Origin of the sequence: Halodesulfovibrio sp. MK-HDV (assembly GCF_009914765.1) — a bacterium.
Lineage (GTDB): Bacteria > Desulfobacterota > Desulfovibrionia > Desulfovibrionales > Desulfovibrionaceae > Halodesulfovibrio.
In genome coordinates this window covers 1-10106 of sequence record NZ_WYDS01000038.1, presented here as the reverse complement: position 1 = coordinate 10106, position 10106 = coordinate 1, and the positions used below count along the sequence as shown (strand labels likewise).

Sequence of the window (10106 nt, the reverse complement as noted above, 5' to 3'; positions counted from 1 at the left end):
CCTCATGACGCTTGGTAAGCTCTTTTTCCAAGCCGAGCTCGTAGCTCTGCCATGCCTGTTGAAACTGGAGGGCAAGCTCTGGATTCTGCTGCAAGGCGGCAAGCGCCGCATCGTCGGAATCCGTTCCTGTAATTGCCTTTGCCATGCCCACAACCTGCGTTGTGACTTTTTCCGCGCTGTCGCCACCAATCCATTTGGCAATAGTCGGGGCAAAGGCACACAGACCGGAGATTATAGATAGTATCGCCATACGTTACGCCTGCACCACGTCATGCAATCCGGCCTTTACGCAACGCCGCTCGCCATTATGCGAGAACGTAAGCGCTTGCCGTTGCGGCTCCTCTCCGATCGGAGGGACTGCTACGTGCGTCCACGAACCATATTCATTGATGACTTGTTGGAATGGCAGATTCAGCCGCTCAATGGTTTGAGCTACCTGCAAAGGGGGAATGCCCGGCACAACGAGATCAGCAGCCAGCCCAAATAAATGATGGCTCGTCTGGCTACCGCCGATATGATCATTCAGCCACTTAGGGCGATAACCACTCGTAATGGTGATGCTAACACCAAGTTCGTCACGTAAAGGCTGTAATACCGTAGCGCACAGCTGCTTCAGATTCTGAATGATCTCTGAGTCCTGCTCTACAACAATTGGACGCCCTAACCGCTTCGCCGTCTGGCTGCGACAAAATTCGTCTAAATAGAAGTTAGGAGATAATAAAAAACGCTGCATACCAACCTTCCTTTATTGAAGTATTGATATGCAGCGTACTGCGTTTTATGTGGGATGTCGGTAAGCTAGGGTAAAGGGGGCAAAGAAAAAAATCGGCGTTTATTGCGACTTTCTTGCGGTGTAAAATTTTCCATCTTTATCCCAAAATTCTAAATCACCATTTGAATCAGTCAAATAGTATTCACCAAAATCGTTTGGCTTTTCGAAACGCAACTTACCATTCTCTTTAGTAAGCTTATATTCATATTTTCCATTAGAACCATCGGCATAAACTAGTTTAATAAAAGCTTTTCCGTTGAACATGTAAGCGGTCATCGTACAAGCATATCCATTAGTCGCTAACCAACTACCAATAATTTCGCCTTCTTCATTCAACGAAGTTGCTTTCAGGCGCTGAATCTCTTTCTTTGTTCCGCCTAAAACAACCACTTTCAAGTCAGGATTGTAATGCGTTGTTGCCCAATACGGAGAAGACTTCTCACCTTTAATGACATAACCAATAAAGGTTCTATCGAAAGTTCCAGCTGATGCTTTTATCTTCTTGGCTATCGCTCTCAACTCTTCTTCAGAAATACGTTCATCAAGCAGTACATCTACCTGCCGTTTAGCGGTACCAAGCATTTCTTCGTCTACAATTCGATAATTAGGCAAGGGCACATTTTGCACTGTAGAAACAGCGTTCTCTGCGGAAGAAAGTTGAGCTGTTGGAGCAACTTGTTCTGTCATCGCTGCAGCCACCAAAAGTAATACAAAAGCCAGCCCTAGGTAAGCAACGCCACCTAACCGCGATCTCTTTCCCCACCGAACAAAAAATTTCGGCACAATCAGAGCCCCAAAAAAAGCAACCATTGAACACAGGGAAAGCAGCACACACAAGTTACTCATTCTAATCCTCGCTGTAGATATTCGAAAAATCCAATTACAACTAACGCATTTTCGATACACCTACAAAAAGGTAATTACAAGGGGGAGATACACATACCAGAATTGCTTTTCAGATTATTGATAAAAAACGCTGCATACCAAACTTCCTTTATTGAAGTATTGGTATGCAGCGTAGTGCGTTTTATGTGGGATGTCGGGAAAAGAAAACAAATTAGGCAATCAGTTTAAAACTCCACGTAATCTATCTTTGCAGCTCTTTCTTTTATGCTAATAAAATTTTGATTCGAATTATACAGTTCACAAATTCTATCTAGTTCCAATAGACAGGAAGCGGAATTTTTTGTGTTACCTGCTTCCGACAACCTACGTGCATCAGAAAGCAATTGCCGAGCCCTACTATAATCCTCTTTCATTTGCTTCTCGAACCCCAGAATAGCCCCCCGCGCTGAGTATTCTCTTTTTGCAAATTTATTATCATATCTAACAAATCGAGATTTTACATCATTAACTTCTGCCAACACTAAGCGCAGTAAAGAATTTGTATCTACATCTTTTTCCTCCCCCAATTTCGCAGGAGGTATATCAACCAATCTAATTATTGAGTTTGCAATATTCTCTTTGGATTCTTCAATTGTTGTAATAATCGCACTAGACAATTTCTGTTGAAAATTAATAACATCATAATATCGTAAAGACTTATTGTATTCATGATACCTAAGACCTTGAATATCAAAAACATTTTGCGTAATATGATCTTTAATCAAAACAACGGGAAGATCAAATGCCTGTCGAATACCGAGTTCAAACATTACATTGGGATTTAAGCAACTTAGGTCACATACACATATAGGAGCATCGATGATACTCCTTAATATTTGCTGTTGTATTAAATTGGTACCGTCTTCTTCATCAGCACGTGTCGCTTTAAATCCAGCCATACTACAAGCAGGCTTAATTATGTCTTCGTAAACACGCATAAAATGTTCCGCTGAGGTATCGGGTTGATCACCGATAGGCATAATAGCAAAACATTCTTCTGTTTTCTCAGGAACAACCACTTCCGCTTGTTCCTTCTTAACAACTTTCTTTCCCGGCATACTTAACCTCTTTTGAATATGAATTTATTTGCGATTTGATATCGAAAAAGACGTATACTGGTCAATGGGCACTTACAGTAAAAACGCTGCAATCAACATTGCGTTAAGAAATGTTGATATGCAGCGTGATACGTTTTATGAAACATGCCGGAAAATAAGAAAATGAGCATAAAAATTCTGATATTACAGCTTGGTCGCGGTATAAAATTTTCCGTCTTTATCCCAAAACTCTAAATTTCCATTTAAATCAATAAGGAAATATTCACCAAACTCGTTTGGCTTCTCTAAACGTAACTTGCTGTTTTCTTTTGTAAGTTTATATTCATCTTTCTGGCTCGAACCGTCAGCAAAAACCGTCTTAATAAAATATTTCCCACTTAAAATGTAAACAGTCATCTTACAGTTATACCCATTGGTTACCACCCAGTGGCCAACAATTGTCCCTTCTTCATTTAAAGAGGTGGCTTGCATTTTCTGTACTTCTTCTTTTGTGCCACCGTTAATAACTATTTTAAGATCAGGGTTATAGTGAGTAGTTGCCCAGTATACAGCTGAATTTTCACCTTTAATTCTGTAGCCAATAAAGGTTCTTTCGTAGACGTCTGTCGATGATCTTATCTTCCTTGCTAAAGCTGCAAGCACTTCTTTTGAAACACGACCTTCAAGCAAGACATCTACTTCACGTTTAACTACACTTAATGTTTCTTCCTTAACAATTTTGTATGTTGGCAGTTGTGCCTTTTGTACTGTAAAATTAGGCTGTTTTGCCTGAGCACTCGACACAACAAGCAAGGCGAAAACTAGCCCAAAACATATGCCACTCTCTTTCCGATATTTTTGTCCCCAATTGGTAAAAATTCTAGGCGCAAACACGACACCTCCAAAAGCAATAACTGAACAGATAACAAATAGTGCTAGCAAGTTACTCATTCCAACCTTCTTTGTAGACGTTCAAAACACAATTATATCTAACGGATTTTCGATACATCTGTAAAAAGGTAACCACAAGGAAGAACTTGCGATTGACTCTTCATAAACATGCTTAAAATACTCCACAAAAATATCCTTTGATCGGCAAGAGGACAAAACCTTTTTCTTAGAATTATGTTGACTCAGCACTTTTATTTTTTTTACCTACATCTCCAACCATTCTTTATTATACAACTTTAATAAAGAACAATTACTTACTTCATACTCAATTCCCAAAGGTGCCTCATGCTTCAAATCAACACCGACTATGATGTGCTTACAATTGACACAAATATTCTTAGAGAAAGCGGGTACAAGTTCTCTTCTGGGTTACTCCACCAACTTGAACAGTTTAAAGGTAGTTCGCTCAAAATTGTACAAAGCGATATAGTCCACCAAGAAGCCACACGCCACATTTCTTCAGAAATATTAAAGACACAAAAAAATATTTCCTCAGCATTAAAGTCTGCACCAAAGCACCTTGGTATCCCAGAACGCAGAATTCAGTTCTGTCACGATTATCTGGAATTAACAATTGATGCCAAAAAAACTGCAGAAAAGCGTCTTACTAACTTTTATAAACGAATAGGAGCAACATTACTTAATTCAGCTGATTATCTTGATTCGACTAAACTTATTCAATCATATTTTAAAACAGAATCACCCTTTGAAGAAAAGCAAGATAAGAAAAACGAATTTCCTGATGCAATTGCTTTAATTAGCCTTGAAGAATGGGCAAAAAGAGAAGAAATTCAAATACTAGCAGTCAGCAACGATAAAGGCTGGAAAGCCTATTGTGAAAATTCTGAAAACATATCTCTTGCTACCAGCCTACCAGAATCATTTAAAAAATTAATACCAGCACATATCATCACTCAAGAAATTATAACTGCAATTAATACCAGTGTAGAATCTGGAGATAGTAACCCAATCTTAGACAGTATAGCTGGGCCCCTTGAAGACATTATAGCTAACACCTTTCCAGAAATTGATGCATCATCTTCCTATTACTATGAAGATGATGAAAGCTACCTTGAGTACGTAAGTCATAAACTTGCCCACAACGGCGATAACGGCATTGAACTCAATCCAATCCTTGTTCAAGAAGAAGAAATAATCCTCCAGCTGTCGGCGGAAATTACTTTTAATGCATACACATCATTTTATTTTTACGCTTATGATTCAATAGATAAAGACAACATCCCAATTGGTAAGTTAAGTGCAGAATCACAACGAACCTATGTTACAAACATTCTAGTTCACATCGACGGAGATTGGTCTGCTGGCTACGATGACAATTATGAAGTGGGAGATATTGAAATTATTGAAACTCCGTCTTACATTAACTTTGGAGATGTTGAGCCTGATTGGCAGCATTATGATGAAGCAAACTAAATAAAAAGCAGCCCCATATTAAAAATAAGGGGCTGCTTCTTTTGGAAAAAAATTCTCAAGTTAGGTGAACAAGATACTCTTTGAGTTCATTATAACTCGCTAACAGGTCATCACATTTCTCAGAGGTAATGTCATAATAAGTAAAAGCAGCCCCAATGGCTTCCATAGAAAACTCAGAAGCAGCGGCCAAAGTAATTCGCTGCTCATTTTGGGGTAGTGGCTTCTGCCACTCAGCATAACCGTCAAGCCCTTGAGAAAGATGATCACTAAATGTCGAAAATAAATTAGAGTGAGAGCGGTCACATAAAATTTTGTATGCAATATAATTATGAAAAAAATCAGCGCGGTTGAAAGACTCCCTTATAGGGATTTTTTTAGGAGCCCAATTCTTTTTCCGTCCTTTGATAGCTAACCCGTGTTTATCGTGTAATCTTCTGATTTCTTTTTTCTGTTCACGAATAATCGTCCGAAGTATCTTTTCGTCTTCCTCAGTGTTTTCCATGTGATCTAAGACAAATTGCCTTTTTCCTCTATCCTCTTCACAGGCGTTAATTTGTAATCTTTCAAGATAGCTGTCCCCTTCTTTAAGAACAACAACCAAATGAACGCATACTTCTGTCAACCTTCTTGTTAAGGCCTGCGCTGTACCAAGCATCTCATTCTTTGATAAAAGAACGATGGCCTCTGATAATTCTATGAGGCTACTAAGATACCCACTGATTGCAAAATTACTTATCCCATCTCGTGGAATTATTAAGTCATCTACTACTGCAGTTTTCATTTTATCTACAAAGGAATAATAGAGCTCTTTACTTCTCACCACAACATTACCTCTTCCCTGCTACTATCCACAGTTCCAATAAAAATTGTATAAGTATGGTCACATGTAGACAACGCCAAGACTTCATATGCCGAAAAAATGCCCCTTGCTATTACCTAAAAAATTATATCTACATTTTTTTCTTAATACGTTTTATGCGCCCCTCAAACCCACTTTTTGTTCCATCATGAACGTTATACTTCAAAGCAAAATTACAAACCCCAATTGCGTCATGATACTTTTGATCTTCCACTAACACCGTAGCATGCAACCTAAAAACAGGGATACTTGGGGGTACGCTATTTCCAACCCCAGTCTTGAACGCTTTAACAATTATTGGAAATATTGCTTGATGCAACTGAGCAGCCTTATAAAACAACGAACGTTGTTCACTATTTTCACGTTCTTTATAAGTAATCTGACAAATGTTTTGTAACAAAAAATGCCTATCTATAGGATCAACATCTTCCACCATCATCACAGGGACCATTTTCCCTAAATCAGCTGAGTATACGGCTTCTTTAAAGCTATTATGAGAATTCGCAGATCGTCCTACATTGCACTTTAAGCTTGGTTTGCACGCTGCATTCTTTCTGAAGAGTTTCAATAAAAGTTTTAGCATCCTTGCCTCCTTTTACAAATATCACCTCTTCTAATACGATCAGCAAACACACTCAACATCTTATTATAAAAGAATGTTATAGAAAAAAATATTTACAGAAACTTACCATCTCTACCAATCCACCCTCCCCATCTCCTCTCGCACACTCTCCACCGTTATCCGAATAGGCAACCGCATATGCCGAACAAGAACACCTTCATCTACGAGCTTGCGAACTGTTCGCTCTGAGATGTTCAGGCAATAGGCGGCTTCATCTACTCTAAGAAATTTTTTGGCTTGTAGCATTTCTTCTGGAAGCATGGAAAACTTGCTTTGTGTCTGCGATGCTGGGAACTGCATGGGAACTTGAAAGCCTTCTGTATTCTTTGGGGTACAACGTTTATTACAACCAAGGCAATGCAAGATAGGCCAGCGATGCAGCCAATAGGCACTAGAGGCGTCTTTGCAGCCAAGCTTTGAATAGACATCCTCTGCTATCTCCCCTCTGAATGGGCGAAATCCTTCAATCATCATTTGCGCCATTATGCGGCACAGCTTGCTATTCATACCACCTCCAACACGGCCTTAGCCTGTGCCGTAAAAAGCTTATCGCATCTCTTGCAATGCATTGATGTAACAGAGCAGCGGCTACACGCGACTTGCTTAATTGCTGTAAAAATTTGCTCTTCTGGCCTACGCTCATTCAATGCGTTTTCTATACGCTCAACTTGCCGCGCTGAGTTTCCAGCGTAAACGCCGCGCAGCACCATGTAGACGGTGGAACGGTTCAGCTGGAATTCATGCAGCTTGCAAAAGTTATGGATGGTGCCGAACCGTTCTTGTATTTGCGCTGCAAGCTCTGCATGTTCGGGGCTGATCTGCATCTAGTCGGTGTCAATTCCGCGAGCTTGGCAACGGTTCACTAAATCCTTAGTAATCGTTTGCAATGCGGCCTGATCTTTAAGCCAGATGAAACTTTCAACACCGAACTGCTTTTTCATACGAGTATCTATTCCGCTCATCTTCCAGCCAAGCTTCTTCCATAACGCAAGTATGTAGCGCTTCTGCTGCACATGCGGTGCATTATCGGGAATGACATAGAAATCTTCTGTGGGCTTGGCAGTTGGCTTGCTCTTGCTGGCGAACACTGCCCCACGTTCTTCCATGTGACGCATCAGCCTATACCGCTGCTTAAAGTTAAGCTTTGCGGCACTGGTTACACCAAACATGTCGTTCAGCATGACGCGGTATGTTTCATCATCAAGGCCAAGCTGTTTCTTTCCCATATGGATTTTGGCTAGTTCTGCATTTCTACTCATATCAATTCTCTCTGGCTGCTCATCAGGTTGAAGCCGCCACGCTTCGACGACTGTCCGCTGGTTGCTTCGGACAGTTTCGCACTGTTACAACGCTGCGATATCCAGCGGAATAGCCGCCATTTTTCCGGTTGCATCACGCTCGTAAATTCGGAAATATGCCTTTGTGCCTGTTACGCGGATAGAATCTGAAATAGCTTCCATTGCACGCTTCCAGCGTTCGTCCATAATCTGAAGGCGGCGTAAACCAAGAATACGCCCTACATTGATCTTGCCTTCCTTATCCACTTGGAACGCATCGTTCACGACTGCACGCAGTTCTCCGGGGCTGCCCTCTGTCCAATCCTTCAGGCATTCATCAATGAGAGACTTTGCAGCTTGAAGGCGTTCATCGAAATCTAGGTGCTCGCTGATCTGTCGTTTAATCTGATATTGTCCGTCGTAGGAAACAAGAGACACATTGCCCTTTTGACCACCAATCTTCACGCCGTACTGTTCAGCAGAAAGGGAAACAAAGGCTTCCACGTCATTCATGATTTCGCCTTTCAGTGCCGCGAGTTCCTCCTGCATGGCCTTGGCCTTGTCGACCTTTTCCATAACCAGCTCATGACGCGCCAAATCGACTGGTTTGACCTGATCCACTGGTACGAAATGCCCTTGTGCATTCTCCATGTATCCGTCCATTCTATCTCCCTAGCTTGTTACTGTTGCGTATTTTTCAAGTTCTGCCACACGTTCTACTTCTGCCAATGCCCCTTTAAATGCGCGGTTCGCGGCCTCAAAGTCCTCACTGGGCAACGCTTGCATCTGAGCTGCAAGTTCAATCAAATAGCTATGCAGAGCACCAGAAATTGGACCGTATGGCATTGTGTTGCTTTGTACATGTTTCATGCCGCCTCCTACTGTTTTGCAGTTGTTGCGGGTGCAGTTCGTTCAAATTCCGCCTGTGCTGTCACCTCATCAAGCAGCTTCATTGCCACACTATATACTGAGGGTTGTAGATTCTTAGGCAATGCTTCAATCTTCTCCGCTAGCTCTGCCAACAAGCCATATAGCTTTTCAGAGGGATAACTCATCCGTGCTTCGTTACTCATTTCGCACTCGCTCCCGCAATTTCTTAGCGCTTATAGTTTTCCTGAAGCCACAGCCGAACACATCTACTTGAAACGCATTACGGCTTGTCTGGCGTATAGCCTTCACCATCACGTCTTTTAATTGAAACTGTCCGCCGATCTTTACCCACAGCAGGTACTTATTGTTCACTGCAATTGTTTGTAGATCAGGACATTTTAGAGCATACAATTCTAAATCATCAGGCATCCTCAGCCTGCACTTCAAAGCGCTCCAAGATAATCTTAGCCAGCTCTACTACCTGCTGCTTCACTCTTGGTTGATGCAAATCCTGCTGCAAGAAAATACCGACAAGTTCATGTAACGAGGCTTTTTCAACAGCAAAAGGATCTTTCATGTTTTGAGACGGGATATACGCACGCTGCTGTTTGCGCATTTTTCCTGTAGCGGCGTACAGCACAGCCTTCCTCTTTTTCCCTACACGGCGCAGATAGCCCTGCTCTTCCAACTCTTTTACGTACCACATTGCATGGTAATAACCGGAGCCAGATACCCTTGCTAATTCCTGAAGACTAAAGCCGGGAGTCGCTGTTTTTATCCCACGCCACATCCGAGTGACAGATTCCTTGCCCCTTGCGGTTGTAGAGTCCTCGTTATATCGATATTCCCCCCGCCCAACCCGCACTAGTTCACCAGACTTGACCATCACCGCTGCTCTTGAACGAACCTTGCCTCTTTCCTCATCAGTCTCTACATTTAGTACCGCATAGAGCATTTGGTTTGAAAACACTCTGTTATCTTTTCCCAAATTACTTACGGCCTCTCGCATTAAAGGCATTTTGTATTCGCGCATTACTTCCTCCAGCTTGCCACTTGCTTAGCAACCTTAGCCACAAGAGCCGTGCTTATTTCTTGTTCTTCATGCGCCTTTGCTGCTTGTTCAAGTTGCCCGATAAAGCTCCACACAAGGCGAAAATCTCCGTCAGCCTGACGAACAATCTGCGCGCAGGCATCGGGTGTAATATCCAGCCCTGCGGCTTCATCTCCAAGAATTGCCACGTCTTCCTCTGACACAGCCCCGAACTCAACAACTTGCTTAACACGACTCCAAATACGACGGCGGGTACCAAGAAGTCCGCGTAATTCTAATTCACCAATAAGAATGATAGGCGAGCCAGTTACGTCAAATATGTCACGTAAATCTTCAATACGGTCGATA

15 protein-coding genes, 1 other RNA gene and 2 pseudogenes are annotated in these 10106 nt (G+C 41.9%); 1 reads left to right on the top strand and 17 read right to left on the bottom strand.

All coding sequences use genetic code 11. From position 1 onward, the window contains the following. From MKHDV_RS18205 to MKHDV_RS18185, 5 genes and pseudogenes are all read right to left on the bottom strand, one after another. A pseudogene (locus MKHDV_RS18205) lies at nt 1–250 on the bottom strand (hypothetical protein); the annotation flags it as partial. A gap of 3 nt (nt 251–253) precedes the next feature. Next, on the bottom strand, nt 254–733 hold the full coding sequence (locus MKHDV_RS18200; RefSeq protein ID WP_160717873.1) for a D-Ala-D-Ala carboxypeptidase family metallohydrolase: 480 nt from the start codon (nt 731–733) through the stop codon (nt 254–256). Between the two features lie 99 nt (nt 734–832). After that, entirely contained in the window at nt 833–1618 is a 786-nt protein-coding gene (locus MKHDV_RS18195; RefSeq protein ID WP_160717871.1) for a hypothetical protein, read from the bottom strand. Nucleotides 1619–1842: 224 nt separating this feature from the next. Further along, complete coding sequence (locus MKHDV_RS18190) at nt 1843–2715, bottom strand: hypothetical protein (RefSeq protein ID WP_160717869.1); 873 nt, start codon at nt 2713–2715, stop codon at nt 1843–1845. Nucleotides 2716–2898: 183 nt separating this feature from the next. Beyond that, a complete protein-coding gene (locus tag MKHDV_RS18185) occupies nt 2899–3645 on the bottom strand; it encodes a hypothetical protein (RefSeq protein ID WP_160717867.1) in 747 nt (248 codons plus the stop codon). A gap of 285 nt (nt 3646–3930) precedes the next feature. On the opposite strand from MKHDV_RS18185, the gene MKHDV_RS18180 reads away from it, so the two are divergent. After that, a complete protein-coding gene (locus MKHDV_RS18180; RefSeq protein WP_160717865.1) occupies nt 3931–5079 on the top strand; it encodes a PIN domain-containing protein in 1149 nt (382 codons plus the stop codon). Between the two features lie 55 nt (nt 5080–5134). Here MKHDV_RS18180 and MKHDV_RS18175 read toward each other — a convergent pair whose 3' ends face one another. The 12 genes and pseudogenes from MKHDV_RS18175 to MKHDV_RS18120 all read right to left on the bottom strand — a co-directional run. Continuing rightward, the gene (locus tag MKHDV_RS18175; RefSeq protein WP_160717863.1) at nt 5135–5860 is read right to left on the bottom strand and encodes a DUF5677 domain-containing protein; all 726 of its coding nucleotides are present in this window, start codon (nt 5858–5860) and stop codon (nt 5135–5137) included. Between the two features lie 169 nt (nt 5861–6029). After that, nucleotides 6030–6521 (bottom strand): hypothetical protein, encoded by a 492-nt coding sequence (locus tag MKHDV_RS18170; RefSeq protein ID WP_160717861.1) that lies wholly within the window; start codon nt 6519–6521, stop codon nt 6030–6032. Between the two features lie 111 nt (nt 6522–6632). Next, nucleotides 6633–7067, bottom strand: a complete 435-nt coding sequence (locus MKHDV_RS18165; protein WP_160717859.1) for a helix-turn-helix domain-containing protein — start codon at nt 7065–7067, stop codon at nt 6633–6635. After that, nucleotides 7064–7384 (bottom strand): hypothetical protein, encoded by a 321-nt coding sequence (locus MKHDV_RS18160; RefSeq protein WP_020001977.1) that lies wholly within the window; start codon nt 7382–7384, stop codon nt 7064–7066. The genes MKHDV_RS18165 and MKHDV_RS18160 overlap by 4 nt, the downstream gene beginning before the upstream one ends. Next, entirely contained in the window at nt 7385–7819 is a 435-nt protein-coding gene (locus MKHDV_RS18155; RefSeq protein ID WP_160717857.1) for a regulatory protein GemA, read from the bottom strand. A 9-nt stretch (nt 7820–7828) separates the two neighbouring features. Continuing rightward, nucleotides 7829–7901, bottom strand: an RNA gene (locus MKHDV_RS18150) — hammerhead ribozyme type II. A gap of 2 nt (nt 7902–7903) precedes the next feature. Next, a complete protein-coding gene (locus MKHDV_RS18145; protein ID WP_160717855.1) occupies nt 7904–8500 on the bottom strand; it encodes a DUF3164 family protein in 597 nt (198 codons plus the stop codon). Nucleotides 8501–8509: 9 nt separating this feature from the next. Next, nucleotides 8510–8707, bottom strand: coding sequence for a hypothetical protein (locus MKHDV_RS18140; protein WP_160717853.1), 198 nt, complete (start codon nt 8705–8707; stop codon nt 8510–8512). Nucleotides 8708–8715: 8 nt separating this feature from the next. After that, on the bottom strand, nt 8716–8910 hold the full coding sequence (locus MKHDV_RS18135) for a hypothetical protein (RefSeq protein WP_160717851.1): 195 nt from the start codon (nt 8908–8910) through the stop codon (nt 8716–8718). Next, nucleotides 8903–9136, bottom strand: a complete 234-nt coding sequence (locus MKHDV_RS18130; protein ID WP_160717849.1) for a hypothetical protein — start codon at nt 9134–9136, stop codon at nt 8903–8905. Before MKHDV_RS18130 ends, MKHDV_RS18135 begins: the two co-directional genes overlap by 8 nt. Continuing rightward, the gene (locus MKHDV_RS18125) at nt 9129–9740 is read right to left on the bottom strand and encodes a hypothetical protein (RefSeq protein ID WP_160717847.1); all 612 of its coding nucleotides are present in this window, start codon (nt 9738–9740) and stop codon (nt 9129–9131) included. Before MKHDV_RS18125 ends, MKHDV_RS18130 begins: the two co-directional genes overlap by 8 nt. Continuing rightward, nucleotides 9740–10106 (bottom strand): annotated as a pseudogene (locus MKHDV_RS18120) (ATP-binding protein); the annotation flags it as partial. The gene MKHDV_RS18125 and the pseudogene MKHDV_RS18120, both read right to left, overlap by 1 nt.

Coding starts and splice junctions, on each gene's coding strand:
- MKHDV_RS18155 (WP_160717857.1), bottom strand. CDS start 7,819: ATGAGTAGAAATGCAGAACTAGCCAAAATCCATATGGGAAAGAAACAG.
- MKHDV_RS18145 (WP_160717855.1), bottom strand. CDS start 8,500: ATGGACGGATACATGGAGAATGCACAAGGGCATTTCGTACCAGTGGAT.
- MKHDV_RS18130 (WP_160717849.1), bottom strand. CDS start 9,136: ATGCCTGATGATTTAGAATTGTATGCTCTAAAATGTCCTGATCTACAA.
- MKHDV_RS18140 (WP_160717853.1), bottom strand. CDS start 8,707: ATGAAACATGTACAAAGCAACACAATGCCATACGGTCCAATTTCTGGT.
- MKHDV_RS18165 (WP_160717859.1), bottom strand. CDS start 7,067: ATGAATAGCAAGCTGTGCCGCATAATGGCGCAAATGATGATTGAAGGA.
- MKHDV_RS18175 (WP_160717863.1), bottom strand. CDS start 5,860: ATGAAAACTGCAGTAGTAGATGACTTAATAATTCCACGAGATGGGATA.
- MKHDV_RS18125 (WP_160717847.1), bottom strand. CDS start 9,740: ATGCGCGAATACAAAATGCCTTTAATGCGAGAGGCCGTAAGTAATTTG.
- MKHDV_RS18200 (WP_160717873.1), bottom strand. CDS start 733: ATGCAGCGTTTTTTATTATCTCCTAACTTCTATTTAGACGAATTTTGT.
- MKHDV_RS18185 (WP_160717867.1), bottom strand. CDS start 3,645: ATGAGTAACTTGCTAGCACTATTTGTTATCTGTTCAGTTATTGCTTTT.
- MKHDV_RS18170 (WP_160717861.1), bottom strand. CDS start 6,521: ATGCTAAAACTTTTATTGAAACTCTTCAGAAAGAATGCAGCGTGCAAA.
- MKHDV_RS18195 (WP_160717871.1), bottom strand. CDS start 1,618: ATGAGTAACTTGTGTGTGCTGCTTTCCCTGTGTTCAATGGTTGCTTTT.
- MKHDV_RS18135 (WP_160717851.1), bottom strand. CDS start 8,910: ATGAGTAACGAAGCACGGATGAGTTATCCCTCTGAAAAGCTATATGGC.
- MKHDV_RS18180 (WP_160717865.1), top strand. CDS start 3,931: ATGCTTCAAATCAACACCGACTATGATGTGCTTACAATTGACACAAAT.
- MKHDV_RS18160 (WP_020001977.1), bottom strand. CDS start 7,384: ATGCAGATCAGCCCCGAACATGCAGAGCTTGCAGCGCAAATACAAGAA.
- MKHDV_RS18190 (WP_160717869.1), bottom strand. CDS start 2,715: ATGCCGGGAAAGAAAGTTGTTAAGAAGGAACAAGCGGAAGTGGTTGTT.